This window comes from Streptomyces sp. NPDC048269, from assembly GCF_040652395.1.
Taxonomy (GTDB): Bacteria; Actinomycetota; Actinomycetes; order Streptomycetales; family Streptomycetaceae; genus Streptomyces.
This window is the reverse complement of record NZ_JBEZLW010000002.1, coordinates 83,495-109,845: the sequence shown is the minus strand read 5'-3', so window position 1 is coordinate 109,845 and position 26,351 is coordinate 83,495. Positions and strand designations below refer to the sequence as shown.

Annotated in this window: 26 protein-coding genes and 1 pseudogene; 18 read left to right on the top strand and 9 right to left on the bottom strand. The window is 72.0% G+C overall.

The features are described 5' to 3' along the window. Positions 1-345: 345 nt before the first annotated feature. From AB0D48_RS02655 to AB0D48_RS02615, 9 genes and pseudogenes are all read left to right on the top strand, one after another. Entirely contained in the window at positions 346-1,107 is a 762-nt protein-coding gene (locus AB0D48_RS02655) for a metalloregulator ArsR/SmtB family transcription factor (RefSeq protein WP_362389988.1), read from the top strand. Further along, the gene (gene sufB / locus AB0D48_RS02650; RefSeq protein WP_214930288.1) at positions 1,104-2,519 is read left to right on the top strand and encodes a Fe-S cluster assembly protein SufB; all 1,416 of its coding nucleotides are present in this window, start codon (positions 1,104-1,106) and stop codon (positions 2,517-2,519) included. The genes AB0D48_RS02655 and sufB overlap by 4 nt, the downstream gene beginning before the upstream one ends. Before the next feature lie 63 nt (positions 2,520-2,582). Continuing rightward, entirely contained in the window at positions 2,583-3,761 is a 1,179-nt protein-coding gene (sufD, locus tag AB0D48_RS02645) for a Fe-S cluster assembly protein SufD (protein WP_362389985.1), read from the top strand. Continuing rightward, positions 3,761-4,078 (top strand): bifunctional 3-phenylpropionate/cinnamic acid dioxygenase ferredoxin subunit, encoded by a 318-nt coding sequence (locus AB0D48_RS02640; RefSeq protein WP_362389983.1) that lies wholly within the window; start codon positions 3,761-3,763, stop codon positions 4,076-4,078. Before sufD ends, AB0D48_RS02640 begins: the two co-directional genes overlap by 1 nt. A gap of 7 nt (positions 4,079-4,085) precedes the next feature. Continuing rightward, on the top strand, positions 4,086-4,853 hold the full coding sequence (gene sufC, locus AB0D48_RS02635) for a Fe-S cluster assembly ATPase SufC (RefSeq protein ID WP_266577883.1): 768 nt from the start codon (positions 4,086-4,088) through the stop codon (positions 4,851-4,853). Further along, entirely contained in the window at positions 4,850-6,106 is a 1,257-nt protein-coding gene (locus tag AB0D48_RS02630) for a cysteine desulfurase (protein ID WP_362389980.1), read from the top strand. Before sufC ends, AB0D48_RS02630 begins: the two co-directional genes overlap by 4 nt. Before the next feature lie 26 nt (positions 6,107-6,132). Beyond that, complete coding sequence (gene sufU / locus AB0D48_RS02625) at positions 6,133-6,594, top strand: Fe-S cluster assembly sulfur transfer protein SufU (protein ID WP_362389978.1); 462 nt, start codon at positions 6,133-6,135, stop codon at positions 6,592-6,594. Further along, complete coding sequence (locus AB0D48_RS02620) at positions 6,591-6,935, top strand: metal-sulfur cluster assembly factor (protein WP_030009139.1); 345 nt, start codon at positions 6,591-6,593, stop codon at positions 6,933-6,935. The genes sufU and AB0D48_RS02620 overlap by 4 nt, the downstream gene beginning before the upstream one ends. Before the next feature lie 189 nt (positions 6,936-7,124). After that, a pseudogene (locus AB0D48_RS02615) lies at positions 7,125-7,439 on the top strand (hypothetical protein); the annotation flags it as partial. Here the strand turns inward: AB0D48_RS02615 and AB0D48_RS02610 are convergent. Then, positions 7,426-8,238, bottom strand: a complete 813-nt coding sequence (locus AB0D48_RS02610; protein ID WP_362389975.1) for a hypothetical protein — start codon at positions 8,236-8,238, stop codon at positions 7,426-7,428. The pseudogene AB0D48_RS02615 and the gene AB0D48_RS02610 overlap by 14 nt on opposite strands. Before the next feature lie 132 nt (positions 8,239-8,370). Between AB0D48_RS02610 and AB0D48_RS02605 the strand changes: the two genes are divergently transcribed. Together AB0D48_RS02605 and AB0D48_RS02600 are read left to right on the top strand one after the other, a co-directional pair. Further along, positions 8,371-8,691, top strand: coding sequence for a multidrug efflux SMR transporter (locus tag AB0D48_RS02605; RefSeq protein ID WP_362389973.1), 321 nt, complete (start codon positions 8,371-8,373; stop codon positions 8,689-8,691). Beyond that, positions 8,691-9,230 (top strand): TetR family transcriptional regulator, encoded by a 540-nt coding sequence (locus AB0D48_RS02600; RefSeq protein ID WP_362389971.1) that lies wholly within the window; start codon positions 8,691-8,693, stop codon positions 9,228-9,230. Before AB0D48_RS02605 ends, AB0D48_RS02600 begins: the two co-directional genes overlap by 1 nt. A 101-nt stretch (positions 9,231-9,331) precedes the next feature. Here AB0D48_RS02600 and AB0D48_RS02595 read toward each other — a convergent pair whose 3' ends face one another. Then, complete coding sequence (locus AB0D48_RS02595; protein ID WP_362389969.1) at positions 9,332-10,210, bottom strand: winged helix-turn-helix transcriptional regulator; 879 nt, start codon at positions 10,208-10,210, stop codon at positions 9,332-9,334. A gap of 94 nt (positions 10,211-10,304) precedes the next feature. Between AB0D48_RS02595 and AB0D48_RS02590 the strand changes: the two genes are divergently transcribed. Together AB0D48_RS02590 and dapD are read left to right on the top strand one after the other, a co-directional pair. Next, the gene (locus AB0D48_RS02590; protein ID WP_362389967.1) at positions 10,305-11,558 is read left to right on the top strand and encodes an MFS transporter; all 1,254 of its coding nucleotides are present in this window, start codon (positions 10,305-10,307) and stop codon (positions 11,556-11,558) included. 126 nt (positions 11,559-11,684) lie between these two features. Next, entirely contained in the window at positions 11,685-12,665 is a 981-nt protein-coding gene (dapD, locus tag AB0D48_RS02585) for a 2,3,4,5-tetrahydropyridine-2,6-dicarboxylate N-succinyltransferase (protein ID WP_362389965.1), read from the top strand. A gap of 78 nt (positions 12,666-12,743) precedes the next feature. On the opposite strand, the gene AB0D48_RS02580 is transcribed toward dapD, so the two are convergent. The 3 genes from AB0D48_RS02580 to AB0D48_RS02570 form a co-directional block, all read right to left on the bottom strand. Beyond that, positions 12,744-12,998, bottom strand: a complete 255-nt coding sequence (locus tag AB0D48_RS02580) for a hypothetical protein (RefSeq protein ID WP_362389963.1) — start codon at positions 12,996-12,998, stop codon at positions 12,744-12,746. Positions 12,999-13,154: 156 nt separating this feature from the next. Next, the gene (locus AB0D48_RS02575) at positions 13,155-13,610 is read right to left on the bottom strand and encodes a GNAT family N-acetyltransferase (protein ID WP_362389961.1); all 456 of its coding nucleotides are present in this window, start codon (positions 13,608-13,610) and stop codon (positions 13,155-13,157) included. A gap of 102 nt (positions 13,611-13,712) precedes the next feature. Beyond that, entirely contained in the window at positions 13,713-15,551 is a 1,839-nt protein-coding gene (locus tag AB0D48_RS02570) for an endonuclease/exonuclease/phosphatase family protein (RefSeq protein ID WP_362389959.1), read from the bottom strand. Positions 15,552-15,951: 400 nt separating this feature from the next. On the opposite strand from AB0D48_RS02570, the gene AB0D48_RS02565 reads away from it, so the two are divergent. Then, entirely contained in the window at positions 15,952-17,484 is a 1,533-nt protein-coding gene (locus AB0D48_RS02565) for a hypothetical protein (RefSeq protein ID WP_362389957.1), read from the top strand. A 319-nt stretch (positions 17,485-17,803) separates the two neighbouring features. Further along, the gene (locus tag AB0D48_RS02560; RefSeq protein WP_362389955.1) at positions 17,804-19,243 is read left to right on the top strand and encodes an alkaline phosphatase PhoX; all 1,440 of its coding nucleotides are present in this window, start codon (positions 17,804-17,806) and stop codon (positions 19,241-19,243) included. 164 nt (positions 19,244-19,407) lie between these two features. Here the strand turns inward: AB0D48_RS02560 and AB0D48_RS02555 are convergent, their stop codons facing one another. The 4 genes from AB0D48_RS02555 to AB0D48_RS02540 all read right to left on the bottom strand — a co-directional run bounded on the left by AB0D48_RS02555 (position 19,408) and on the right by AB0D48_RS02540 (position 22,926). After that, complete coding sequence (locus AB0D48_RS02555) at positions 19,408-19,584, bottom strand: hypothetical protein (protein WP_362389953.1); 177 nt, start codon at positions 19,582-19,584, stop codon at positions 19,408-19,410. 104 nt (positions 19,585-19,688) lie between these two features. Continuing rightward, positions 19,689-20,948 carry a TerD family protein gene (locus AB0D48_RS02550; RefSeq protein WP_362389951.1) on the bottom strand — a complete coding sequence of 420 codons (1,260 nt, stop codon included), beginning with the start codon at positions 20,946-20,948 and terminating at the stop codon, positions 19,689-19,691. Between the two features lie 89 nt (positions 20,949-21,037). Then, positions 21,038-21,259: a hypothetical protein gene (locus AB0D48_RS02545; protein ID WP_362389949.1), complete on the bottom strand. Its 222-nt coding sequence runs from the start codon at positions 21,257-21,259 to the stop codon at positions 21,038-21,040. A gap of 134 nt (positions 21,260-21,393) precedes the next feature. Next, a complete protein-coding gene (locus AB0D48_RS02540) occupies positions 21,394-22,926 on the bottom strand; it encodes an aldehyde dehydrogenase (NADP(+)) (RefSeq protein ID WP_362389947.1) in 1,533 nt (510 codons plus the stop codon). A 127-nt stretch (positions 22,927-23,053) separates the two neighbouring features. Between AB0D48_RS02540 and AB0D48_RS02535 the strand changes: the two genes are divergently transcribed. From AB0D48_RS02535 to AB0D48_RS02525, 3 genes are all read left to right on the top strand, one after another. Continuing rightward, positions 23,054-23,836, top strand: coding sequence for an IclR family transcriptional regulator (locus AB0D48_RS02535; protein ID WP_362389945.1), 783 nt, complete (start codon positions 23,054-23,056; stop codon positions 23,834-23,836). Between the two features lie 231 nt (positions 23,837-24,067). Beyond that, positions 24,068-25,051, top strand: coding sequence for a hypothetical protein (locus AB0D48_RS02530; RefSeq protein ID WP_362389943.1), 984 nt, complete (start codon positions 24,068-24,070; stop codon positions 25,049-25,051). Then, positions 25,048-26,322, top strand: a complete 1,275-nt coding sequence (locus AB0D48_RS02525) for a histidine kinase (RefSeq protein WP_362389941.1) — start codon at positions 25,048-25,050, stop codon at positions 26,320-26,322. Before AB0D48_RS02530 ends, AB0D48_RS02525 begins: the two co-directional genes overlap by 4 nt. The last annotated feature ends 29 nt before the right edge of the window (positions 26,323-26,351 follow it).

Here is a 26,351-nt window from a genome sequence, read left to right as displayed (position 1 = left end):
TGGAGGGGTCCCGGATCCCGGGGGCGGTGGCCGATTCCGTCGCCGTCGCATGCGAACACCGCGTCGCGATCATTGCTGTTTTCGGCTTGTGATCCTGAATGGCTCAGCGCCGGTGAGTGATCTTTTCCGGAATCCGACGGTCACCGCGCCGGTAAGGGTCGTCGGCGGGGGATTGCTGGTGGGAGCGGTGCACCGGCTCTCCGGGGGCTCCCCGCGAGAATGCGGAGCGTTCTACTCCGAATAACTCCGCGTCGGTAAATTAGGTAACCCTTAGTGATGGAGGCCACCAGGGGTGGCCTCCATCACGGCTTGTCGCCGCCCGGTTAATTACGCAACAATGGCGTTGTGAAATACGGCGAACGGCAGATCGAGACCCCCCAGGGGGAGCTCGCGACCGGGGAGCGGTCCACCCGCAACCGGGTCGCGCGGTCCATCCTGGAGCACGGTCCGTCCACCGTCGCCGATCTCGCCCAGCGCCTCGGCCTCACCCAGGCCGCCGTCCGCCGCCACCTCGACGCGCTTGTCGCCGATGACGTGGTCGCCCCCCGTGAGCAGCGCGTATACGGCGCGCGCACCCGGGGCCGGCCCGCCAAGGTCTTCGCGCTCACCGACTGCGGTCGCGACGCCTTCGACCAGTCCTACGACACCCTCGCCGCGGACGCCCTGCGCTGGATCGCGCAGTCCGTCGGCGGCGGAGAGCGCGGAGAGGCGGCCGTCGCCGCCTTTGCCCGGTCGCGGATGGAAGAGCAGGCGACGACCTACCGGGAAGCCGTCGACGCGGCCGCCCCGGAGGAGCGCACGGAGGCCCTTGCCAGGGCGTTGACCGTGGACGGGTACGCTGCTACGGCGAAGAGCGCTCCCGGTCCGCACAGCGGTGAACAGCTCTGCCAGCACCACTGCCCGGTCGCACACGTCGCCGAGCAGTTCCCGCAGCTCTGCGAGGCGGAGACCGAGGTCTTCTCCCGCCTGCTCGGGACCCATGTGCAGCGCCTCGCCACGATCGCCCACGGCGACGGGGTGTGCACGACGTTCATTCCGCGTAGCGCGAGCACCACACAGACCGACACCTCAGTATCTGCAAGTACGGCCGGGAGGAACCCCGCATGACCACGGAGACTGCTCACCCTGAGCTCGATGGCCTGGGCACCTACGAATACGGCTGGGCCGACTCCGACGCGGCCGGCGCCGCTGCCAAGCGGGGTCTGTCCGAAGATGTCGTGCGCGACATCTCGGCGAAGAAGTCCGAGCCGGAGTGGATGCTGAAGCTCCGCCTCAAGGGTCTCAAGCTGTTCGACAAGAAGCCCATGCCGAACTGGGGCTCCGACCTCTCCGGCATCGACTTCGACAACATCAAGTACTTCGTGCGTTCCACCGAGAAGCAGGCCGCTTCCTGGGAGGACCTGCCGGAGGACATCAAGAACACGTACGACAAGCTCGGCATCCCGGAGGCGGAGAAGCAGCGCCTCGTCGCCGGTGTCGCGGCCCAGTACGAGTCCGAGGTCGTCTACCACCAGATCCGCGAGGACCTGGAGGAGCAGGGCGTCATCTTCCTCGACACGGACACCGCGCTGAAGGAGCACCCGGAGCTCTTCCAGGAGTACTTCGGCACGGTCATCCCGGTCGGCGACAACAAGTTCGCGTCGCTGAACACCGCGGTGTGGTCCGGCGGCTCGTTCATCTACGTGCCCAAGGGCGTCAAGGTCGACATCCCGCTCCAGGCCTACTTCCGTATCAACACGGAGAACATGGGCCAGTTCGAGCGGACGCTGATCATCGTCGACGAGGACGCCTACGTCCACTACGTCGAGGGCTGCACCGCCCCGATCTACTCCTCGGACTCGCTGCACAGCGCCGTGGTCGAGATCATCGTGAAGAAGGGCGGCCGCTGCCGCTACACGACGATCCAGAACTGGTCGAACAACGTCTACAACCTGGTCACCAAGCGCGCCGTGGCGTACGAGGGCGCGACCATGGAGTGGATCGACGGCAACATCGGTTCCAAGGTCACCATGAAGTACCCGGCCGTCTACCTGATGGGCGAGCACGCCAAGGGCGAGACCCTGTCGATCGCCTTCGCGGGCGAGGGCCAGCACCAGGACGCCGGCTCCAAGATGGTCCACATGGCGCCGAACACCTCCTCGAACATCGTCTCGAAGTCGGTGGCCCGAGGCGGCGGCCGTACCTCGTACCGAGGCCTGGTCGAGATCGGCGAGGGGGCCCACGGCTCGAAGTCCAACGTGCTGTGTGACGCGCTCCTGGTCGACACGATCTCCCGTTCGGACACGTACCCGTACGTGGACGTCCGTGAGGACGACGTCTCCATGGGCCACGAGGCCACCGTCTCCAAGGTCTCCGACGACCAGCTCTTCTACCTGATGAGCCGCGGTCTGACGGAGTTCGAGGCGATGGCCATGATCGTGCGCGGCTTCGTCGAGCCCATCGCGCGCGAGCTGCCCATGGAGTACGCCCTGGAGCTGAACCGGCTGATCGAGCTGCAGATGGAGGGTTCGGTCGGTTAGTCCCGACCGCCCGGCATCTCCGCACATCCCTTGTTGACGTAGGAAGAGAGCAAGACGACAGCCATGGCTGAGGCTCAGAACATTCCGGCGGGTTCGACCACCGCCGGCGCGATCGCGGTGGCCGCCGAGTCGACCGTCGCCACCCGGATGAGTGCGCCCCCGTCCTTCGACGTGGCGGACTTCCCCGTGCCCCACGGCCGCGAGGAGGAGTGGCGGTTCACCCCGCTCGCCCGCCTGCGTGGTCTCCACGACGGCACCGCGGTCGCCAACGGCACCATGAAGGCCCAGATCGACGCGCCCGAGGGCGTCACGGTCGAGTCGGTGGAGCGCGGCGACGCGCGCATCGGCAAGGCCGGCACCCCGGTGGACCGGATCGCCGCCCAGGCGTTCTCGTCCTTCGCCAAGGCCACGGTCGTCACCGTGCCCAAGGAGGCCGTCCTGACCGAGCCGGTGCGCGTCACGCTGCACGGCGAGGGCGGCACGACCTTCGGCCACACCGTCTTCGACGTGCAGGCCTTCGCCGAGGCCGTCGTCGTCATCGACCACACCGGTGACGGCGTGCGCGCCGCCAACGTCGACTTCCTGATCGGCGACGGCGCCAAGCTCACCGTCGTGTCCGTGCAGGACTGGGACGACACCGCCGTCCACGTCTCCCAGCACAACGCGCTGGTCGGCCGAGACGCGACCTTCAAGTCGATCGTGGTCACCTTCGGCGGCGACGTCGTACGCCTGCACCCGCGGGTCAGCTACGCCGGCCCCGGTGGCGAGGCCGAGCTCTTCGGCCTGTACTTCACGGACGCCGGCCAGCACCAGGAGCACCGCCTCCTGGTCACGCACGACGCCCCGCACTGCAAGTCGAACGTGGTCTACAAGGGCGCGCTCCAGGGCCAGGACGCCCACGCCGTCTGGATCGGTGACGTGCTCATCGAGAAGACCGCCGAGGGCACCGACACCTACGAGATGAACCGCAACCTCGTCCTCACGGACGGCGCGCGGGTCGACTCGGTGCCGAACCTGGAGATCGAGACCGGCGAGATCGTCGGCGCCGGCCACGCCTCCGCGACCGGCCGTTTCGACGACGAGCAGCTCTTCTACCTGCAGGCCCGTGGCATCACGGCCGACGATGCCCGCCGCCTGGTCGTGCGCGGCTTCTTCGCCGAGCTCGTCCAGCAGATCGGTGTCGACGACATCGAGGAGCGCCTGCTCGCCAAGATCGAGACCGAGCTCCAGGGCTCCGTCTGATGAATTACGTCAAGGCCTGTGCGCTGAGCGAGCTGGAGGAGAACTCCCCCAAGCGGGTGGAACTCGACGGCACGCCGGTTTCCATCGTCTCCACCGAGGGCGAGGTGTTCGCGATCAACGACATCTGCTCGCACGCGAACGTCTCGCTCTCGGAGGGCGAGGTCGAGGACTGCATGATCGAGTGCTGGCTGCACGGATCTTCCTTCGACCTGCGCACCGGCAAGCCCTCGGGCCTGCCCGCGACGCGCCCCGTACCCGTATACCCCGTAAAGATCGAAGGGGACGACGTGCTCGTCTCCCTCACCCAGGAGTCCTGAGGTATCCATGGCAACGCTTGAAATCCACGACCTGCACGTCTCCGTCGAGGCCGAGAACGGCGCCCGCGAGATCCTCAAGGGCGTCGACCTCACCGTCAAGCAGGGTGAGACGCACGCCATCATGGGTCCGAACGGCTCCGGCAAGTCCACCCTGGCGTACTCCCTCGCCGGTCACCCGAAGTACACCATCACCGGTGGCACCGTGACCCTCGACGGCGAAGACGTCCTGGAGATGACCGTCGACGAGCGCGCCCGCGCCGGCGTCTTCCTCGCCATGCAGTACCCGGTAGAGGTCCCCGGCGTCTCGGTCTCCAACTTCCTGCGCACCTCGGCCACCGCCATCCGCGGCGAGGCCCCGAAGCTGCGTACCTGGGTGAAGGAGGTCAAGTCCGCGATGGAGCAGCTCCAGATGGACCCGGCCTTCGCCGAGCGCAACGTCAACGAGGGCTTCTCCGGCGGTGAGAAGAAGCGCCACGAGATCCTGCAGCTGGAGCTCCTGAAGCCGAAGATCGCGATCCTCGACGAGACCGACTCCGGCCTCGACGTCGACGCGCTGCGCCAGGTCTCCGAGGGCGTCAACCGCGTCCGCGCGACCGGCGAGGTCGGCACGCTGCTGATCACGCACTACACGCGGATCCTCCGCTACATCAAGCCCGACTTCGTCCACGTCTTCTCGGAAGGCCGCATCGTCGAGTCCGGCGGCGCCGAGCTCGCCGACAAGCTGGAGGCGGAAGGCTACGAGGCGTACAGCACGAAGGGTGGCGCGACCGCGTGACACAGTTGCCTGGCCTCCTCGACATCGAGGCGATCCGCAAGGACTTCCCCCTGCTGGATCGTGTGGTCCACGACGGGAAGAAGATCGTTTACCTGGACAACGCGGCGACCTCGCAGAAGCCGCGCCAGGTGCTCGACGCGCTGAACGAGTACTACGAGCAGCACAACGCCAACGTCCACCGCGGCGTGCACGTGCTCGCCGAGGAGGCCACGGCGCTGTACGAGGGCGCTCGCGACAAGGTCGCCGCCTTCATCAACGCACCGAGCCGCGACGAGGTGATCTTCACCAAGAACGCCTCGGAGTCGCTCAACCTGGTCGCGAACATGCTCGGCTGGGCGGACGAGCCCTACCGGGTGGACAGCGAGACCGAGATCGCCATCACGGAGATGGAGCACCACTCCAACATCGTGCCGTGGCAGCTGCTCTCGCAGCGCACCGGCGCGAAGCTGAAGTGGTTCGGCCTCACCGACGACGGCCGGCTCGACCTGTCCAACATCGAAGAGGTCATCACGGAGAAGACGAAGATCGTCTCCTTCACGCTGGTCTCCAACATCATGGGCACGGTCAACCCGGTCGAAGCGATCGTCCGGCGCGCCCAGGACGTCGGCGCCCTGGTGCTGATCGACGCCTCCCAGGCCGCCCCGCACATGCCGATGGACGTGCAGGCGCTCGGCGCCGACTTCGTGGCCTTCACCGGTCACAAGATGTGCGGCCCGACCGGCATCGGCGTCCTCTGGGGCCGCCAGGAGCTGCTGGAGGACCTGCCTCCGTTCCTCGGCGGCGGCGAGATGATCGAGACCGTGTCGATGCACGCCTCGACGTACGCTCCGGCACCCCACAAGTTCGAGGCGGGTACGCCCCCGATCGCCCAGGCCGTCGGCCTCGGCGCGGCCGTGGACTACCTGACCGCGATCGGCATGGACAAGATCGCCGCGCACGAGCACGCGATCACCGAGTACGCGATCAAACGCCTCGCGGAGGTGCCCGACCTGCGGATCATCGGCCCCACCACGGCCGAGGACCGCGGCGCCGCGATCTCCTTCGTACTCGGCGACATCCACCCGCACGACGTCGGTCAGGTGCTGGACGAGCAGGGCATCGCGGTCCGCGTGGGACACCACTGCGCACGCCCGGTCTGCCTGCGCTACGGAATTCCGGCGACGACGCGAGCGTCTTTCTACCTGTACTCCTCTCCGTCCGATGTCGACGCGCTGATCGACGGGCTGGAGCACGTACGGAACTTCTTCGGCTGACCGAGGGCGACGAGGACGAGGACGCTGTGAAGCTGGATTCGATGTACCAGGAACTGATCCTGGACCACTACAAGCACCCGCACGGACGTGGCCTGCGCGACGGCGACGCCGAGGTGCACCACGTCAACCCGACGTGCGGTGACGAGATCACGCTGCGCGTGAAGTACGACGGCGAGACGCTGACCGATGTCTCGTACGAGGGCCAGGGCTGCTCCATCAGCCAGGCCAGCGCGTCCGTACTGAACGAGCTGCTCGTCGGCAAGCAGCTGGCCGAGGCGCAGAAGATCCAGGGCGTGTTCCTGGAGCTGATGCAGTCCAAGGGCAAGCTGGAGCCGACGGAGGAGATGGAGGAGGTGCTGGAGGACGCGGTCGCGTTCGTCGGCGTCTCCAAGTACCCGGCGCGTGTGAAGTGTGCTCTGCTGAGCTGGATGGCGTGGAAGGACGCGACCGCCCAGGCACTGGGCGACGCGGAGAGGAAGACGGCATGACCGAGAACGCGACGCCCGAGGCGTCGATCAAGCCGGCCACCGAGGAAGAGGTCCGCGAGGCCCTCTACGACGTGGTCGACCCCGAGCTGGGCATCGACGTCGTGAACCTGGGCCTGATCTACGGCATCCACATCGACGACGCGAACATCGCCACCCTCGACATGACGCTGACCTCGGCGGCCTGCCCGCTGACGGACGTCATCGAGGACCAGGCGAAGTCGGCGACGGACGGCATCGTCAGCGAACTTCGCATCAACTGGGTCTGGATGCCCCCGTGGGGCCCGGACAAGATCACGGACGACGGTCGTGAGCAGCTCCGCGCGCTCGGCTTCAACGTCTGATCACACGCAGGTGAGGGCCCCCGGCACGGTCGTGCCGGGGGCCCTCCCTGTTTTCCGCCGGGCTGTCGTGCGGTCCGCTGTCTGCTGGTCCGCTGTTCTCCGGGTGGACGGATGACGTGCGCGCGGAGTTGGCCGTGGTGGCCGAATCTCCTCGACGGCCGTCATGGCGTGACGCAGACCAGGAGAGGCCGCAAGAACGCGGCGAACCAGTACCTCGTCCTGGCCGGCTCGTGGGCCGCCGACGACAACTCGGACCCGTACGCCCTCTACCAGTGGGACGGCGTCCCCGGCCACGCCCCGGTCAAGCGGGCCGACGTTCCGACCACCGACCCCGGCGGCTGGGAGGCCGTCGTGGAGGTGCCCGACCTGTCGGCGCCGGGCGCGCGCGTGCAGCTGATCACCGACAGCGGTTCCGCGCACCTGTACGGGGACGGCGTCGAGGCCGAGGACCTGACGCACCCCGAGTGGAAGAAGGCCCGCGCGGCCTGGTTCACCCTGCGGTGATCCCCGGTTCGCTGCGCAGCAGCCGGTCCATGTAGAGCAGGCCGGACGCCGGCTGCGGGACGGTCAGCAGCAGGGCCGGGGCGAACAGGGCGCCCAGGACGCCGAACCGGAGCGGGACGGCGTAAGCGGCGCCCAGCGCGAGCGCCCCGGCCGGGACCGTGATGGCGAAGGTCCGCCACCAGGCCCCCCGCACCAGGCGGGCCGAGCGGCGCAGGGCCGCCACCGGGCCGAGCCCCTCGTACCCGGCGGCCGTGGGCGCAAGGGCGAAGAGGACCCAGAGCCAGAGGGCGACGGGGGCGAGGGGCAGCAGCGCGAGCGGCGGGAGGCCCGCGCCGAGGGCGGCCGCGCCGGGGCCCGCGGCGGCGAGCAGGGCCAGCAGCCGGGCCCCGGACACGGCCGGGATCCGGGGCGCGGCGGCCCGCAGCAGCCCGAGCGTGGTGACGGGCCGGCCGAGCACGGCCGGCCGGAGCAGCGCCGCGGCCAGGGCCGTGGCCAGCGCCCGGCAGAACAGCAGGAACAGCGCGAGGGCGGGGGCGAGCGTGTAGACGAACACCCGGCTGCCGGCGGTGCGGGTGAGGGAGGCGAGGGTGGCCGCCCCGGCGACGGCGGCGAGCAGGAGCAGCCCGCCAAGCTGGCCCAGCAGCAGTGCGCCGAGCAGCCGGCCGCCGTACCGGCCCAGGGTGGCGAGGGTCCCGTCGAGGATGTCCCGCGGTCCCAGTGGGCGCAGGGGTATCACCCCGGGCCGTGGCGAGCGCGGGGGCAGCCAGCCGCCGCCGCGATGGGTCCAGTGCTGTGCCATGCGTGGGCCCTCCGTCTGCCGGGAGCTCCCGGGACGCCTCCCTGGAGGGCGGACAGGGTAGCGCCGGAGGCCGCAGGAGTCCCGGGTGCTGCATGTGTACGGTCGTACACATCGTTGTGTACCCTTGTACACATGCCTTACGCACTGCTTGCCGCGGCCATCGCGGCCGAGGTCGCCGGGACCACCGCCATGAAGTACAGCGACGGCTTCACGAAGCTGTGGCCCTCGCTCGGCACGCTGCTGGGATACGCCATCGCCTTCACCCTGCTCGCGCAGACGCTGAAGACGATGTCGGTGGGCACGGCGTACGCCATCTGGGCCGGGGTCGGGACCGCCGCGATCGCCGCCATAGGGATGGTGTTCATGGGGGAGGCGGCCACCGCCGCGAAGATCGCCGGGATCGCGCTCGTGATCGGCGGCGTGGTGCTGCTGAACCTGGGCGGCGCGCACTGATGGCCCCCGGCGTGCGCAGGTACGACCCCGAGCGGCGGCAGCGGATCATCGACGCGGCGATCCGGGTGGTGGCCGCCAAGGGCATCGCCGGGCTGAGTCACCGCAGCGCGGCCGCGGAGGCCGACGTACCGCTCGGGTCGACCACGTACCACTTCAAGACCCTGGACGACCTGCTGGTCGCGGCCCTGCGGCAGGCCTGCGGGGCCTTCGCCCCGGCCGTGGCCGTGCGGGACGGCGAGGACCTCGCGGGTGCGCTGGCGCGGCTGCTGGGGGAGACCCTGTCGGCCGACCGGGGGCCGGCCGAGCTGGAGTACGAGCTCTACCTGGCCGCCCTGCGCCGGCCGGCGCTGCGGCCGGTGGCGGCGGATTGGTGCGAGTCCGTCGCGGCGGCCCTGGAGCCGTGGACCGACCCGGTGACGGCCCGCGCCCTGGTGGCCGTCATGGACGGCATCAGCCTCCAGGTCCTCCTGACGGACACCGGGTACGACGAGCCGTACGCCCGCGAGATCCTGAGCCGGGTCCTGCGGCGTCCCGGCTAGGCCGTTGGCCGACGGGCGGGTTCTCGGCCCGTCCGGCGTGTGAGGGCCGGGTCCGGGCAGAGGGGCGGGGTGGCGGAGAAGTCTGCGCGCAGGAGCCCGGGTTACGGCCGGCCCGCGCGGACCGCCGCCAAGGCCGCCTGAACGCTCGCCTCGATGTCCTGGATCGGATAGAAGACCTCGCGCACGGTGCGGTCGCGGTCCAGGACCAGGGTCAGCCGCTTGATCCGGGTCACGCCCGCCGCGCGGAACGTCGGCAGCCGCAGCGCCACGGTCAGGGCGAGATCCGCGTCCGAGAGGAGCGGGAAGCGCAGCCGCTCCCGCTCCGCGAACTCCCGCTGCTCGTCCGGGCGCTGGGTCGACACCCCGTGCACGGCGGCGCCGGCCGCGGTGAACTCCGCCAGCTGGTCGCGGTAGGTGCACGACTCGAACGTGCAGCCCTTGGCGCCCGGGATGCCGGCCCAGCCGGGCGGATAGGACTCGGCGCGGGCGTACGCGCCGGGGAAGCAGTACAGGACCGTGAACGCGCTGTCCGCCACCGGGTCGCGGAGCTCGCCGAATCGGTCCGGCAGGACCAGCTCGGGCAGCCGGGTGCCGCGCAGCGCGTGCACCCGTTCCGCTTCCCGCGAGGCCTCGGTGGTCGTCGCCGTCATCTCTCCCTCTCCCAGGATCCAGCTGTCCCCCCAGTCCTGGAGGGCCACCAGTACCGGCAGCAGGCCCCGCCCGCGCGGGGTCAGCCGGTACTCGTGCCGCACCGGACGTTCCTGGTACGGCTCGCGCGTCAGCACCCCGGCCTCGACCAGCAGCTTCAGCCGCTCGGCCAGGACCTTCCGGGACATCCCCAGCTCGCGCTGGAGCTCGTCGAAGCGGTGCAGACCGCGCGCGGTGTCGCGCACGATCAGCAGCGTCCACCAGTCGCCCACCACGTCGAGGGCCTGAGCGATGGAGCAGTCCGCGTCGCCGAGGTGCGTTCGCTGGGCCATGGGAACTCCTTTGTCCGTTGACCCAAGGCTGTCATGCTGACATAGTCCGTTCCCAAAGGGAACTAACTCGCTTCGGGATACGGGGGACACGGGTGTGCTGCAGGGGTTCAAGGACGTACCGAGGACTGTGTGGCTGCTGGCTGCGGGGGTCTTCGTCAACGCCGTCGTCAGCTTCACGTTCGTCTTCGTCTTCCTCTACCTGACCGGCCCGCGCGGCCTCGGCACCGCCCAGGCGGGCCTGGTCACCGGTATCGGCGGGATCGGCCTGGTCGCCGGCAACTTCACCGGCGGCTGGTACGGCGACCGCTTCGGCCACCGCCGGGTGCTGCTCGCCGCGTCCACCTTGGGCGGGGTCGCCCTGATGACGTTCCCGCTGCTGCCCACCCCGCTGCTGTACGCGGCCCTGCCGCTGGCCCAGTACGCCTCCGGGGTGGTGCGGGCCGCCAACTCCGCGCTGGTCGCCGTCACCGTCCCGGAGGGGGCCCGCCGCCAGGCCTTCGCCGTCGTGCGCTGCGTCTCGAACGGCGGGTTCACCCTCGGCCCGCCCCTGGGCGCCCTGGTCGCGACCGGACTCTCGTACGACTGGCTCTTCGTCGGCGACGGCCTCGGCACCCTCTTCTTCGCCCTCTGGACCGCCCGCGTCGTCCCGGCGCGCGGCGCCTCCCGAACCCCCGCAGCGGTCCCCGACGGTGGCCGCGGCCACGGCCGCGGGCTGTGGGACGAACTGCGGGCCCGGCCGGCCCTGCTGGTGCTGCTCGGCGCGATCCTGGTCACCGACCTCGTCTACCGCCAGCAGTACTCGGCCTTCCCCGTCTTCCTCGCCGATCACGGTCTGGACGCGCGCGCCTTCGGCCTCGTCATCGCCCTCAACGGCGGGGTGATCCTGCTGCTGGAACTGCCCGCCGCCGTCGCGCTGCGCGAGCGGCCGGCGCTGCCGGTCATCGGCACCGGGCTGGTGCTGGTGGGAGCCGGGTACGCGGCGCTGCTGCTCGGCGCCGGGATCGCGAGCGCCGTGGCGATGATGGTCCTGCTGAGCCTCGGGGAGATCCTGTACAAGACCACCGCCACCGCCTACGTGGCCGACCAGGCGCCCGACCACGCCATCGGCCGGTTCCAGAGCCTGTACGCGGGGGTCTCGGTCAGCGGGGTCGTCCTCGGTCCGCCACTGGGCGGAGCCGTGTACGCCGCCGCGCCCGGGTTGCTGTGGCCGCTGTGCGCGGGGCTCGCGGCGGGGGCGGGCGGAGCGGTGCTCTGGGCGGGGGCCCGGCAGGCGCGACGGGCGGGGCGACAGACGGCCCGGCAGGATGCGCGGCACGCGGCCCGGCAGGGTGCGCGGCACGCGGCGTGACGGGCGGAGCGACAGGATGCGCGACACGCGGCGCGACGGGCGGAGCGGCAGGCAGCGCGACACGCGGCGCGACCGGCACATGAGACCGGTTCGCGACCGCGGGCCGTCGCCGGTTAGGTTTCTGGCATGACTGCTACACGTACCACCGGCGCCGTCGCCGCCGGACTTGCCACCATCACCGCCGACGGCACCGTCCTCGACACCTGGTTCCCCGCCCCCGAGCTGGTCGCCGAGCCCGGCCCGGCCGGCACCGAGCGCCTCACCGCCGAACAGGCCGTGGAGCTGCTGGGCGGCGCCGCGTCGAAGGCGGTCCGCCAGGACGCGGTCCGCGGCGTCGAGGTCGTGGCCGTCCGTACGGTGATCTCCTCCCTGGAGGACAAGCCGCTGGACGCGCACGACGCGTACCTGCGCCTGCACCTGCTCAGCCACCGCCTGGTCAAGCCGCACGGCCAGAACCTCGACGGCGTCTTCGGCCTGCTGGCCAACGTCGCCTGGACCTCGCTGGGCCCGGTCGCGATCGACCAGGTCGAGACCGTCCGCCTCAACGCGCGCGCCGAGGGCCTCCACCTCCAGGTCACCTCGATCGACAAGTTCCCCCGCATGACGGACTACGTCGCCCCCAAGGGCGTGCGCATCGCCGACGCGGACCGCGTCCGCCTCGGCGCGCACCTCGCCGAGGGCACCACCGTCATGCACGAGGGCTTCGTCAACTTCAACGCCGGCACCCTGGGCACCTCCATGGTCGAGGGCCGCATCTCCGCGGGTGTCGTGGTCGGCGACGGCTCGGACATCGGCGGCGGCGCCTCCACCATGGGCACCCTCTCGGGCGGCGGCAAGCAGATCATCTCGATCGGCGAGCGCACCCTGATCGGTGCCGAGGCGGGCGTCGGCATCGCGCTCGGCGACGAGTGCGTCGTCGAGGCCGGCCTCTACGTGACCGCGGGCACCCGCGTCACCCTCCCGGACGGCCAGATCGTCAAGGCCCTGGAGCTCTCGGGCGCCAACAACATCCTCTTCCGCCGGAACTCGGTCACCGGCACCGTCGAGGCCCGCCCGTACAAGGCGGCCTGGGGCGGCCTGAACGAGGTCCTGCACAGCCACAACTGACGCCCAGCGGGCCGGTCAGCCGAAACGCCCTCCCACCCCGGCCGGGGTGGGAGGGCGTTCGCGCGGGTCAGTGCGGGGTCAGCGCGGCGGGAACGTGCGGATCAGGCCCGCGAAGGCCTGCTGCTCCGCCTCGGTCAGCTCCACCGACTCCATCGGATGCGCGGCGGCGGTGCGCTGGCCGGGGATCATCGGCAGGCCCTCGTACGCGGCCGGCTCCGGGTGGTGGAAGCGGCTGTCCCACAGCATGTGGCCGAGGCCGACGACCCAGACGAGCGCGGCGACGAACAGGACGGCGAGGCCGATTTCCTGGGCGAGGGAGATGGAGGGGAACATGCGGTCCTCCGGCGAGTGCGGGGTACGAGGCGGCACAAGATCGGGCGTGCAGACACTCAACACCACAAGAGGTCGATTCGGTAGAGATGTGGCGAGCGTCACGCCAGGGTCGAAAGCCCCCACCTTGTCCGGGAACGGCCCCGCCCGGCGAAGCCCCTAAGGCTCCAGGTGCAGCTTGAATCCCTCGTGGCTGCGCGCGAAGCCCAGCCGCTCGTAGAAGCGGTGGGCGGCCGTGCGCCGCTTGTTGCTGGTCAGCTGGATCAGGGCGCAGCCGCGCTCGCGGGCCCGCTCCGCGGCCAGTTTCATCAGCTCGGCCCCCAGCCCCCCGCCCCGCCGGTCCGCGCGGATCCGTACCGCCTCCACCAGCGCCCGGTCCCGGCCGTTCTGCCCCAGGCCCGGGATGTACGTCAACTGGAGGCAGCCCAGTACCGCCGCGCCGTCGTCGTCCGTCAGGACCAGCATCTCGTTGCGGGCGTCCGCCCCGATGGCGGCGAAGGCCCGCTCCCGCGCTTCGTCGACGATGATCGAAGCCGGGTCCACGACCCGGTCCTCGTCGGCCAGCAGGGCGAGTACGGCGGGCAGGTCCTCGCGCGTGGCTGTACGGAAGATCATGGCCTGGAGTGTGGCAGAGGGCCCGGACGGGACGGCGTCCGGGCCCTCTGCGGTCTCAGGGGTGACGTACGGCCACCACCACGGCCACCACCACGGCTACGGCTACGGCTTGAAGCGCAGCACCTGCGGGTCGTGGTCGCTGTTCTGGTCCGCGAACTCGGCGTTGATGTGCACGCTGTCGTACGTGAAGTGCTTGATCGCCGGGCTCGTCAGGATCTGGTCCAGCACCTGCGCGTTGCCCTGGAACACGTACGAGTACCGCTCCGCCTTCGGCAGCGACTTGATCGCCGGGTACAGCGCCCCGCCGTCGGCCAGCGCGTTCGTCGTCGCCGAGAACTCGAAGTCGTTGATGTCACCGAGGACGAGGACGTTCGCGTTCTTCTCCGCCGCCAGGATCTCCTTCACGAAGCCGTTCACGGCCTGTGCCTGGAGCAGCCGCTTGGCCTCCGAGGAGCGGACCGGCGGCTGGTGGTGCGAGGTCAGGCCCTCGTCGCCGCCCTTGGAGCCGAAGTGGTTGGCAATCACGAAGACCGTCTTGCCGCGGAAGACGAACTCGCCGGCGAGGGGCTTGCGGCTGTCGGCCCAGGCCGGGTTCGCGGGGTCGATCCGGCCGGGGGAGTGGGTCAGGGCGGCCTTGCCGTTGTCCTTCGCCACGCCGGTCGCCGTCACCGCGTCGCCCGGGGCGCGCTCGGTGAAGGAGACGCGCTCCGGGTTGAACAGGAACACCTGGCGGATGTTGCCGCCGGGCTCGCCGCCGTCCTTCTTGTCCTCCGGGTTGACCGTCCGCCACTGGTAGGCCGGGCCGCCCGCCGCCGCGATCGCCGCGGTGAACTTCGTCAGCGTCTGCTCGGCCGAGACCGTGCCGTCGTTCTTGGCACCGTTGTCGTCCTGGATCTCTTCCAGGGCGAGGATGTCGGGGGAGGACAGGTTCTCGACGACCGCCTTCGCCAGCGCGTCGAACTTCGCCTGCGGGTCGGTCGGGTCGAGGTTCTCGACGTTGTACGTGGCCACCGCGAGCTCCTGCGCGGCCTGCGCCTTGGTCTTCTCGGGGGCGAGGGTGCCCGCCTTGACGGTGCCGAGGGTGCGGGCCACCAGGGTGTAGCCGCCGAACTGGTTGAAGTCCAGCGGGCCTTCGGTGTCGCCCGTCAGCTTGTCGCCGACGTTGGCCACCGGGAAGGGCTGCTGCGCGAGGGGCGCGAGCTGCTGGATCTGCAGGCGGCCCGTGTTCTGGGACTCGTAGGAGCCGTAGATCGTCCCGCCGCGCTTGGCGGCGTTCTCCCAGCCCTTCACGGTGACCCACAGCTCCGCGTACGGGTCGGTGGCGCCGACCACGCGCGAGGTGCCGATCTTGACGTTCATGCCCTCGAGGGACTCGTAGAGGTCCAGGGCGTAGCGGGAGGGGTCCAGGGCCAGGCCGTTGATGCTGCCGGCGGCGGCCGGGTCGCCGGCCGGGGCGTACTCGGCGGGCACCGTGTACTCGTTGATCGCGGTGGCCTCGGGCAGCGCGTTGCCCGAGGAGACCACCGTGACGACCGGCTTGGATATCTGGGTCACGGACTGGTTGCCCGAGTTGAGGCCGCCCGGGACGTACTCGCCGACCGTGCCGGAGACCTTGACCGCGTCGCCCACCGCGACGGTCGGGACCGAGCTGGTGAAGACGAACACGCCCTCGCTGGTGGCGGCGTTGTCGTCGGCGTCGGGGTCCTGGATCCAGAAGCCGCGCGAGCCGTACGTCCGCACGCCCGTCACGATGCCCTCGACGTCGGTGACCTGCTTGCCGACGAGCGGGGATATCCGGGTGGTGCCCTGGATGTCGTGGACGCGTACCTGGCCGGCGGCAGAGCCTTCGGCCGCGTCGGCGGAGCCCGCCAGCAGGCCGGTGGCCAGCGCGGTGGCGACGAGGGCCGAGACGGCGGCGGAACGGGGATGCGAGGAACGCATGAGCGGGAACTCCGGTGTGGGATGAGGGAGACGGCGGTGTTGCGGCAGGCGATCTGCGGGAGACTTGCGGCTCCCGAAACATCTACGCGCGTCAATTTCCTGTGTGGCCGCCAAAGTTGTCAAGGCCTCCAGGGAATACGGCAGCTGACTGTGGGATGAACCAAAGGGGATGACCCGCCGGGCCCGCCCGAAATGCGTCTACGCTGGGTCGCCTGGCAAGGCCGGGCCGGCCGACCGTCAGTCCGTCAGTTCGGCGGTCCGTCTGTCAGTCGGTCGACTGTGTCGGTCTGTCCGACCGACCCCGACCGTCCGTCCGGCCGGCGGCCGTCACGGCCCCGTGCCACCCTGCTCCACCCGTGCCCCACCCCCGCCCCACCGCGTCCGCGAGGAGAACCGCCCCATGTCCGCAGAGCCGCACCCCACGCTGCCGCCGGTACGGCTGCACTCCGATGCGGAACTGGCCCGCGACGCCCTCGTCGCCCCGCTGTTCGCCCGCGCCGTACGGCTGGCCCGCTGGGCCGGGCCCGACACCCGCGTCGACATCGGCGGCGAACTCGTCGCCGCCCAGCTTCCCGAGGCCGTCGCGGCGCTCGGCCTCGACACCGCCGACCCGGACTCCGCGGTCTACGCGAGCCAGGCCTGGCGCGTGGCCGTGGACACCGGGCTGGTCGACGTCACCGAGCCGGAGGAGGAGCCTGGCGAGGGCGGCCGAGCAACCGAGGACGGCGAGGGAGGCGAGGGCGGTGAAGGCGGCGAGGAGCTGTCCGGTACCGCCGTGCCCGGTGAGGACCTGGCGCTGGTGACGAGCGGCGCGCCCGGCGACGTGCTCGACCTGTGGCTGGCCGCGCTGGACACCGTACTGGCCGACGCGGCCGTGCCCGATCTCGACGATCTGGTCGAAGCGCTGGACGCGGGCGGCGAGATCGACTTCGACCAGCTGGACTGGAACCCGCGGCGCGAGGCGGACTTCCTCGACGGGGTGCTCGCCAACCTCTACCTGCTCACCGTCTCCGAGGGCGGGGCGGCGGACCGTCCGGTTCCGCTGCCCGTGCTCGCCGCGTCCATGGTGGTGCCCGAGGGCATGGGCGACCCGACCGATGCCGTGCTGGAGCAGGTCTCCGACGCGATGATGCGGCTCGACGACCAGTTCCGGCAGTTGGAACCCATCGGGCTGGTCGAGTTCCGCCCCGTCGACGAGGAGCTGATGGCGGAAGCGGACGACGATCGGATCGCCTCCGGCGCCGCCGTCGGCCGGGACGACGCCGACGAGGACGTTTCCCGTTACGGGATGGTCCGCCTGACCCCGCTCGGGCTATACGGGGTCCGCGCCCGGATGCTGGAGGCCGGGGTCGAGGCCCCCGCCGTCGGCGAACTGGCCGGCAAGGGCGCGGACGCGCTGCTCGACGCCGTTTCCTCCTACTCCGAGAGCGCCGCCGAGGCCGAGATCGAGGCGTGGCTGGCCGGCCGTGACCTGCCCGCGGCCGCCGCCGAACTGCTGGACGCCGCGCGCGGTGACGACGAAGGCGCCCCGCTGCGCCGGCTGCGCTGCCAGCTGGCCCTCGCACCCGCCGGGCCGGAGGCCGAGCCCGCGGTCCGCGCGGTGCTGGGGGACCCGGAGCTGGGCGGCCTCGCCCGGGTCTGGCTGGCCGAGCGCGGAGCGGCGGACGTACCGGCGCCGGACGGGGCGATGGTGTTCTGGCTGACGGTCGACACGATCGCTGCGCAACTGGCCGCCGACGGGGAGACCGAGGAGCTGCCGCTGCTGATGGAGACCCTGACCGCCCATCACACGGGGTTCTTCGAGCAGGTGTGGCGGGTGGAGCATCCGGCGACGGCGTACGTCCTGGAGGCGATGGGGCGCCTGCACCCGGACAAGAAGGCGGCGAAGGAGGCCCGAAAGGCCGCGTTCAAGGCACGCTCCCGACGGCCGTGAGGAAGCGGGCCGCAACAGGTGACGGGGAGGGCGGCAGGGCGGTAGCGGAGAGGGCGAGGCCCGACTTCGCCCCGTCACCCGGGGCAGGCGGCGGGGCGGTGGCGGGACGGGCGGCAGGGGAGTGGCGGGGGCGGCCGGCAGAGCGGTGGAGGGGCGGATCGGAACGAGCCGTTCCTCGGCCGGAGTTGGCCATTCCGCCCACCGGCAAGGGGTCCGTTCGCATTCGTGGGTAGTTCAGCCGCCGTTCACGTGCGGGCGGGAGCGTGTGCGCCGACGACCGCACGACAGGCGCACCCACCTCCCCACCCCTGGAGATCCGATGCCGCTCAGCCGTAGAGACTTCACCGCCCGCACCGTCATCGCCGGCGCGGGAGTCGCGCTCACCGGTACGGTCGGCGCGCTGGCCACCGCCCCGGGCGCGCTGGCGGCCGAGGACGGTATTCGCCGCGACGAGCACGGACGGCCCTGCGAGCCCGGCTACGGCCCGCTCGTCGCCGACCCGGCCGGCCTCCTCGCCCTCCCCGCCGGATTCACGTACCGCGTGATCACGCACAGCGGCGTCACCAAGCTGGACTCCGGCGAGATCACCCCGTCCAACCACGACGGGACCGCCGCCTTCGAGGGCCACCGCGGGGTCACCCTCCTCGTCAACAACCACGAGCTCAAGGGCAAGCGGGAAAGCTGGGCCCACCCCGTCCCGCTCACCGAGGGCCTGGTCTACGATCCGGCCGCGGCCGGCGGCTGCACGGTCGTCGAGGTCCGGCGCGGCGGCGAGGTCGCCGAGTGGGTCGGCGTCGCCGGTACGTCGACCAACTGCGCGGGTGGCTCCACCCCCTGGGACACCTGGCTCACCTGTGAGGAGACCGAGGACCTGGCCGGCAAGAACGGCATGACCAAGGACCACGGCTACGTCTTCGAGGTCGACCCGCACGACCGCCGCGCCAACCGCGACCCGCGGCCCGTCAAGGCGTTCGGGCGGTACGCGCACGAGGCCGTGGTCATCGACCCGCGCCAGGGCCACGCCTACCTCACCGAGGACGCCTCCGGCCCCAACGGGCTGCTCTACCGCTGGACCCCGCCGGCCGGCTTCCGTCACGGGCGCGGCAAGCTCCGTACGCTTGCGGCCGACGCCGGCGTGCTCCAGGCCGCCAAGTGCATCGACAGCTCGGGCCGGTTCGTCGACGACCTCTCGCGCGCCACGAAGACCGGCACCGTCTACGGGGTCGACTGGGTGGACGTGGCGGACCGCGACGCGCGGACGGTGCCGGTGCGCAAGCAGTTCGCGGACGGTGTCGTGACGCGGGGGCGCAAGCTGGAGGGCATGTGGTGGGCCGACGGCGGCGCGTACTTCGTCTCCTCCTACGCCCGTGAGGAGAGCCCGGGCGCGGCGCACGACGGCCAGGTGTGGTTCTACGACCCCAAGCGGCGCACGATCCGGCTGAACGTGCTGATCGGGGTCAACGCGGACCCGGCGGCGGACGGCGGCTACGACGGCCCCGACAACATCACCGTGTCGCCGTACGGCGGCCTGGTCATCGCCGAGGACGGCTCGGGCCTGCAGCACCTGCTCGGCGCGACCGAATCGGGCCGCATCTACCCGCTGGCGCGCAACGAGCTGAACATCGGGACCGCCGAGGACCCGGAGTACTCCGAGTTCACCGGTGTCTGCTTCTCCCCGGACGGGCGCACGCTGTTCGCCAACATCCAGGACCCGGGGATCATGCTGGCCATCACCGGGCCATGGCGCCGCGCGCGCTGAGGCCTGCGCACGCGGCCGGCGGGGTCCGGGACCGGCGCGGTCGGGGACGGGCGCGGTCGGGGACGGGCGCGGTCGGGAGGGGCCCGGGACCGGCGGGGTTGCGGGGCTCGCGGGGTTGCGGGACCAGCGGGGCTCCGGGGCCGTCGGCCGCTCCGGGGCCGCGCCTACTGGGCCGCGGAAACCTCCGCGCGGGAGGCCGCGGCCCATTCGAGGAGAAGGAACTCGTACGCCTCAGAGGGCCACTCGCCGTCCACCCGGGTCTCGACAAGGAGCCGTATCGCCTCGTTCGCCTCGGCGGCGGACGGGCGGGCGGGCCCCGTGGGGGTGAGTGACTGATGCATGAGTTCAAGGCTACGGGCGGGCACTGACAGCCACCTCCGGATTACGCGTGGCATCCATCACCCGCGCTCCGGCCCCCTGGCTGCCCGTGTGCCCGCCCACCTGCTCAGAGGGCCTGCGAGGCGGGTTTGACCATGCCGCGCACTGTGCGGGACTTCACAAAGTCGCCGATGGCCGTCATCTCCCACTCGCCGGTGAACTGTTTGATCAGCTTCGCCATCATGACCCCGGTCTGCGGCTCGGCGCCTGTGAGGTCGAAGCGCACCAGCTCCTCACCACTCGCCGCGTCGATCAACCGGCAGTAGGCCTTGGCCACTTCGGTGAACTTCTGGCCGGAGAAGGAGTTGACCGTGAAGACCAGCCCCGTGGCGTCGGCGGGGAGCCGGCCCAGGTCCACGACGATCACCTCGTCGTCGCCCGCCCCCTCGCCCGTCAGGTTGTCGCCCGAGTGCTTGATCGCGCCGCCGAGGATGGACAGCTTGCCGAAGTAGCAGCTGTCGATGTGGTTGCGCTGGGGGCCGTACGCGATGACGGAGGCGTCGAGGTCGATGTCCCGGCCGCGGAAGGCGGGCTCCCAGCCGAGGCCCATCTTGACCTGGGAGAGCAGCGGGCGGCCGCCCTTGACCAGGGAGACCGTCTGGTTCTTCTGGAGGCTGACCCGGCCCTTGTCGAGGTTGATCTTCCCGCCGGCGGGCGGGGCGGCGGCCGGCGCCGGAGCGGGAGCCACGGGGACCGGCGGGGCGGCGGGCGTCGTGGGACCGCCGAGCCAGGGGGAGGCCGGGTAGGACACCGGCGGGGCGGGCGGTGCCGGAGGCGCGGGCGGGGCGACGGGTGCGGGCGCGGGGACGGGTGCGGCGGCCGGCTCGTCGTCCACGGAGACCCCGAAGTCGGTGGCGATCCCGGCGAGGCCGTTCGCATACCCCTGGCCGACCGCACGCACCTTCCACAGGCCGCCGCGCTGGTAGATCTCGACGACGACGAGCGCCGTCTCCGTTCCCAGCTGCGGCGGGGTGAAGGTGGCGATCACCGCGCCGCCGTCCGCGTTGCGCACGGTGGCGGTGGGCTCGACGCCCTGGAAGGTCTGCCCGGCCGCGTCGGGGCTGGCCGTGACCACGATCCGCTCGATGCCCGGGGGCAGCGCGCCGGTGTCCACGGTGATCGAGTCCGGTGCCGCGCCGCCGCCGGACCGGTATCCGACACCGGGCCCGGAGGGCTGGTTGTAGAAGATGAAGTCGGCGTCGGAGCGCACCTTGCCGTCCGCCGTGAGGAGGAGTCCCGAGACGTCGAGCCGCACCGGGGCAGCCACGTCCACCGTCACACGGACGGCATTGAGCGGCAGATTGGATCCAGGGGTCATAGCGGTCATGCCCTGGAGAACGACCGGAGGCGCTTTGCCGTTCCCTTACTCTCGCGGGAGATTTCCGGCGTGGCCGGCGGCAGACCGCCCGGCCGCGGTCAGCGCCGGTTGCGGGGGTGGTTCTTCGCCGTGCGCTCGTTGCCGAACTTGTACGCGCCGGTCCAGCGGGCCATGACGAGCTGCGCGTCGCCGGAGCCCACCTCGGCCAGGAACTTGTCGGCCCGGCCCCCGCGCAGGGTCGCCGCGGTGCGGCCCTGATGGGTGATGACGACGGAGTCGTCCTGCTGCTGTCGGTACGAGAACCCGTGCGGCTTCGGCATGAGCCGCAGCCTGCCCCGCCGCGGGCGGGGCGGGCAACGGATTTACCGGCCCGCCCGGCAATGCGCCCGGCGGCCCGCCCGGCGATCCGCCCGGCGATCCGCCCGGCCGTCTCCTCAGGCTCCCCTCACGCGGCTCAGGCCCCCGTCACGCGGCGCGGCAGCCCCAGCGGGTTGGCCTCGCGCAGCTCGGGCGGAAGGAGCGGGTCCGGCACCGACTGGTACGCCACCGGCCGCAGCCAGCGCTCGATGGCCGTCCCGCCGACGGAGGTCGAGTGCGAGGTGGCCGCCGGGTAGGGGCCGCCGTGGTGCTGGGCCGGGGCCACGGCGACCCCGGTCGGCCAGCCGTTCACCACGATCCGGCCCGCCAGCCCCGTGACCTGCCCGATCAGCTCGGAGGCCGGACCCGGCTCCCCCTCGGTCTCGGCCTGCGACAGCTGGAGGGTGGCGCTCAGGTTCCCGGCGAGCCGCCCGAGCACCGCGCCGGCCTCGCGCTGGTCGGCGTACCGCACGACGACGGTCACCGGACCGAAGCACTCCTCCAGCAGCACCTCGTACCCCGCGTCCGGAGCGCTGTCGAGGAGGCGGGCGGCCGGCACGGTCAGGTAGCCCGCGCCGACCGTGTGCTCCCCGCCGGAGCCCGGCGTGACGGGCGCCTCGACGCCGGGCAGCGCGGCCCGCTCGCGGACCCCGGAGACGAAGTTCTCCCGCATCCGGTGGTCGAGCAGCACCCCCGGCTCGGTCTCCCCGAGCGCCTTGGTGAGCGCACCGGCCAGACGGTCGCCCGCCGCACCGTCGGGGACCAGGACCAGGCCGGGCTTCACACAGAACTGGCCGACCCCGAGGGTGACCGAGCCCGCGAGCCCGCTGCCGATCTCCTCGGCGCGCTCGGCGGCCGCGGCCGGGGTGACCACGACGGGGTTGAGGGAGCCGAGTTCGCCGTGGAAGGGGATGGGCACGGGCCGGGCGGCGGCCGCGTCGAACAGGGCCCGCCCGCCCCGGATGGAACCGGTGAATCCGGCGGCGGACACCAGCGGGTGGCGGATCAGCGCCAGTCCGGCGTCGAACCCGTGGACCACGGTGACCACTTCGGCCGGGAGCCCGGCGGCGACGGCCGCCCGGCGCAGCAGTGAGGCACACAGCTCGGAGGTGGCCGGGTGGTCGGGATGCGCCTTGACGACCACCGGGCAGCCGGCGGCCAGCGCGCTCGCGGTGTCCCCGCCGGGGACCGAGAAGGCGAGCGGGAAGTTGGAGGCGGCGTAGACCGCGACCACGCCCAGCGGCACCTTGTAGCGGCGCAGTTCGGGGCGCGGAGGGCTGAGCGTGGGGTCGGCGCGGTCGATCCGGATGTCGAGGTAGGCGCCCTCGTCCACGGCGTCGGCGAAGGCGCGCAGCTGGCCGGTGGTGCGGGCCAGTTCGCCGGTGAGCCGGCCCGGGCCGAGCGCGGTCTCGGCGTCGGCGGCCTCGATGACGTGTGCGGCGGCCTCGTCGAGCAGGGTGGCCGCCGTGCGCAGGAAGGCGGCGCGGGCGGCGGCGTCGGCGAGTGCGCCACGGGCCGCGTGGGCGGCCCGTACGGCTTCCTCCACCTCCCGGGGTGTGGCTTCCACCGCAACCTGCTCGCGCTGCTTCCCGGTGCGGGGGTCCACACTCCAGACTGGTGTCGTTGTCATGGCCCACTGCCTCCTGGATCGTTCAGTATTCTGAACGCCGTTCCGGTGGATGAATGATCACATCTGCTGCGGACTCTATTTCCGCGTCCTCGGCGTGACAAGAGGCGACCAGAGGGGAAGCAGGCGTATGACGACGACCGAGTCGGGAAGTGCGGCCCCGGCATCGCCGGTCAAATCGGCGGTGCGGACGGTCCTGTTGCTGGAGCACTTCGCGGCGCGGCCGGGGCTGCACAGCCTCGCCGACATCCAGAACGACCTCTCCTTGCCCAAGTCCAGCCTGTACATGCTGCTGCGCACCCTGGTGAACCTGGGGTGGGTGGAGACGGACGCGACGGGCACGCGGTACGGCATCGGGGTCCGGGCGCTGCTGGTCGGCAGCTCGTACATCGACGGCGACGAGGTGGTCGCCGCCGCCCGGCCCACCCTGGACCGGCTCTCCGACGACACGACGGAGACCATCCATCTGGCCCGGATGGACGGGACGAGCGTGGTCTACCTCGCGACCCGCCAGTCCCAGCACTACCTGCGGCCCTTCACGCGGGTCGGGCGGCGGCTGCCCGTCCACTCGACGGCGCTCGGCAAGGCCTTGCTGGCCACGCACACCGACGAAGAGGTACGGGCCCTGCTGCCGCGGCGGCTGGAGCCGGTCACCGAGCACACCCTCACCGACCGGGAGCGGCTCATCGAGGAGCTGGCCCTGGTGCGGGAGCAGGGGTACGCGGTGGACCGGGAGGAGAACACGCTCGGGCTGCGCTGTTTCGGGGTGGCGGTGCCGTACCGGACGCCGGCGCGGGACGCGGTGAGCTGCTCGGTACCGGTGGCCCGGCTGACGGACGGGCACGAGCAGGCCATCAAGGCGGCGCTGTTCGAGGCGCGGGACCGGTTGTCGGTGGTGACGCGGCGCATGTGAGGCGGGGCGGCGCCTGTGTGGGGCGAGGCGTGCGGGGCGGCGTGAGGCGGCTCATGCGGGGCGGGGCGTGCATGGGGCGGCGCCTGTACGGCTGGCGCGCGGGGCGGCGTGAGGCGGCGCTGTGAGGTGGCGCTGTGAGGTGGCGGAGGGGGCGGTCCCTCCCCCGCCCGGGGGAGGCGGTTCCCCTTCGAGGGGGAGGCGGCGGGGCGGCACGCACGGGACCGTGGGGTCATGACCACACGAGCTGTTCCCACGACGTACGCGACGCAGCCGTCGGCCCCCGCCCTGGGGGCCGGGCGGCGCATCCTGCGGGCGGTGGCCCTGGCCGCCACCGTGCCGTACCTCACGCTCAAGACCGCCTGGCTGGCCGGGAGTCAGGTCGGGATACCGGACGGCAGCGTGCTCAGTGAGCCCGGGGTGTTCTTCACCGTGGCCAACTCCGTCACGCTGGCCATGGACGCCTGCGTGATCCTGCTCGTGCTGGTACTCACCCGGCCCTGGGGCATACGGGTCCCGGCCTGGGCGCTGACCGTCCCGGTCTTCGTCGCCACCGGACTGCTGACCCCGATCCTCCTCGGGTTCCCGGGCCAACTGCTCGTCCGGGCGCTGGGCTTCGGGGTGGACGGGGCCACGGAGGCCGCCCAGGAGCCTTTCCTGGACCCGTGGGTGTTCAACGTCGTCTATGCCGGTTTCACGATCCAAGGACTCGCCCTGGCCGGGTTGTTCGTGCCCTATGCGCGGGAGCGCTGGGGCCGGCTCTGGCGGGGCGTGCTGGGGCAGCGGCTCCCGTCATCCACGGGGGTGGTGGCGGGAGCCGCTGCGGCGGTCGGCACGGCGGTGGGTGGTGTGTTCCTGTACTGGGGCTTCGGGGGCTCGGCCGGGCTGAGCGCGGCGGCGGCCGCGTCGCACTCCGCGGAGCGGGGCACGGTCTCGGTGATCCATGGGATGTGCGCCCTCCTGGCCGCCGCCGGGGCACTGCTGCTGGCCCGGGGCGGGGAGCGCCGGGCGGGGTGGCCGCTGGGCTTGGCATGGATCGGCTCGGCGGCGACGCTGAGCTGGGGGGCGTGGATGGTGATAGCCCTGCTGGGCCCGGACTTCGGTCAGGGAGAACAGTCTTCGGGCCTGGTCCACCTGACCTACTCTGGCCAGATGATCACCGGATTGCTCGCAGCCGCCGTCCTCACCCGGTTCCTCGGCTCCCGCCGTTCGGCGTGAACAGGCTGTTCGGGGCGCGGGCCCGGCTGCGCTGGGTCCACCTGATACTCGGCGGGGCCCTGCTGATGCCGTACCTCCTGCTGACCCAGGTGGTGGTCGGCATGGCAGCCGGCGGGGTCAATACCCTGTCCTCCTTCCCGCTGACCCTCGTCGCCTATGCCGCAGCCCTGCCGCTGGCCGCCGCCACCGCGGTGTTCGGGCTGGTCAGGCCGCTGTCGGTGTTCGCCGTACGGGCCATGTGCGGGGTGCCGGGAGAGGGGCTGGCCGACGGGCTGGCCCGGTCCTGGGCGGCCCGGTGGAGAGCCTCCGTCTGGTGGACCCTGCACCTGGGGCTCGGCGCGGTGGTCAGTGCGATGAGCCTCGCGCTGCCGCCGATGGGGGTGGTGCTCCTGGTGCAGCCGTTCTCGAGCACCCTGCGCGAATCCGAGGGCGCGGTGTTCTGGTTCGGGGGCGGAGTCGACCGCCACGTGTCGCTCCTGCTCGGGGTGGGCGTGCTGGCCGGGGTCGTCCTCTGCGCCGCCGGGGCCGGGGCACTGCTGGCGCGGCTGGCGCCCGTACTGCTCGGGCCGACCGCGGCGGACCGGCTGGCCGCGGCCGAGGAGCGGGCCGCCGACCTGGCCGTGCGCAACCGGCTGGCCCGGGAGCTGCACGACGCGGTCGGGCACGCGCTGAGCGCCGTCACCCTCCAGGCGAGCGCCGCCCGGCGGGTGCTGGAGCGCGATCCCGATTTCGTACGGGAGGCGCTGGCCGCGATCGAGGACACCACCCGGCGGACGGTGGGCGAGCTGGACGCCGTACTGGGTCTGTTGCGGGACGGCGACGCGGCCCGGCAGGACGCCGCACCCGCGCCGACCCTGGCCGCCGACCTCGACGGGCTGCTGGCCCGCACCCGGGCCTCGGGCACCCCCCTCACCGCCCGCCAGGATCCCGGCCCCGTCGGGGACTGGGGGCGGCTTCCGGCGATCGCCTCCCGCGAGGCGTACCGCATCGTGCAGGAGGGCCTCAGCAACGCGCTGCGCCACGGCGCGGGCCCCGTCGAACTGCGGATACGCGTACACGCCGGGACTGAGACCGGACACCGTGAATTGGAGATCACCATGACCAATCCGCCCGCCGCGCCGGAAGGCCGGGAGCCCCGCACCACCGGCGGCCGCGGCCTGCGCGGCGCCGCAGAACGGGCCGCGCTGCTCGGCGGCAGGGTGGAGGCCGGCCCGCACGAGGACCGTTGGCGGCTGCGGGCCGTCCTGCCCCTCGCCGGAGGCCCCCGATGACCGAGCCAACCCCGCCCCCGCCCCCGGCC

Coding starts and splice junctions, on each gene's coding strand:
- AB0D48_RS02570 (WP_362389959.1), bottom strand. CDS start 15,551: ATGCGTTCCTCGCATCCCCGTTCCGCCGCCGTCTCGGCCCTCGTCGCC.
- AB0D48_RS02580 (WP_362389963.1), bottom strand. CDS start 12,998: ATGTTCCCCTCCATCTCCCTCGCCCAGGAAATCGGCCTCGCCGTCCTG.
- AB0D48_RS02640 (WP_362389983.1), top strand. CDS start 3,761: ATGAATTACGTCAAGGCCTGTGCGCTGAGCGAGCTGGAGGAGAACTCC.
- AB0D48_RS02620 (WP_030009139.1), top strand. CDS start 6,591: ATGACCGAGAACGCGACGCCCGAGGCGTCGATCAAGCCGGCCACCGAG.
- sufB (WP_214930288.1), top strand. CDS start 1,104: ATGACCACGGAGACTGCTCACCCTGAGCTCGATGGCCTGGGCACCTAC.
- AB0D48_RS02555 (WP_362389953.1), bottom strand. CDS start 19,584: ATGCATCAGTCACTCACCCCCACGGGGCCCGCCCGCCCGTCCGCCGCC.
- AB0D48_RS02535 (WP_362389945.1), top strand. CDS start 23,054: ATGACGACGACCGAGTCGGGAAGTGCGGCCCCGGCATCGCCGGTCAAA.
- AB0D48_RS02565 (WP_362389957.1), top strand. CDS start 15,952: ATGTCCGCAGAGCCGCACCCCACGCTGCCGCCGGTACGGCTGCACTCC.
- AB0D48_RS02595 (WP_362389969.1), bottom strand. CDS start 10,210: ATGGCCCAGCGAACGCACCTCGGCGACGCGGACTGCTCCATCGCTCAG.
- sufC (WP_266577883.1), top strand. CDS start 4,086: ATGGCAACGCTTGAAATCCACGACCTGCACGTCTCCGTCGAGGCCGAG.
- AB0D48_RS02605 (WP_362389973.1), top strand. CDS start 8,371: ATGCCTTACGCACTGCTTGCCGCGGCCATCGCGGCCGAGGTCGCCGGG.
- AB0D48_RS02610 (WP_362389975.1), bottom strand. CDS start 8,238: ATGGCACAGCACTGGACCCATCGCGGCGGCGGCTGGCTGCCCCCGCGC.
- AB0D48_RS02560 (WP_362389955.1), top strand. CDS start 17,804: ATGCCGCTCAGCCGTAGAGACTTCACCGCCCGCACCGTCATCGCCGGC.
- AB0D48_RS02530 (WP_362389943.1), top strand. CDS start 24,068: ATGACCACACGAGCTGTTCCCACGACGTACGCGACGCAGCCGTCGGCC.
- sufD (WP_362389985.1), top strand. CDS start 2,583: ATGGCTGAGGCTCAGAACATTCCGGCGGGTTCGACCACCGCCGGCGCG.
- AB0D48_RS02575 (WP_362389961.1), bottom strand. CDS start 13,610: ATGATCTTCCGTACAGCCACGCGCGAGGACCTGCCCGCCGTACTCGCC.
- AB0D48_RS02540 (WP_362389947.1), bottom strand. CDS start 22,926: ATGACAACGACACCAGTCTGGAGTGTGGACCCCCGCACCGGGAAGCAG.
- AB0D48_RS02550 (WP_362389951.1), bottom strand. CDS start 20,948: ATGACCGCTATGACCCCTGGATCCAATCTGCCGCTCAATGCCGTCCGT.
- dapD (WP_362389965.1), top strand. CDS start 11,685: ATGACTGCTACACGTACCACCGGCGCCGTCGCCGCCGGACTTGCCACC.
- AB0D48_RS02600 (WP_362389971.1), top strand. CDS start 8,691: ATGGCCCCCGGCGTGCGCAGGTACGACCCCGAGCGGCGGCAGCGGATC.
- AB0D48_RS02545 (WP_362389949.1), bottom strand. CDS start 21,259: ATGCCGAAGCCGCACGGGTTCTCGTACCGACAGCAGCAGGACGACTCC.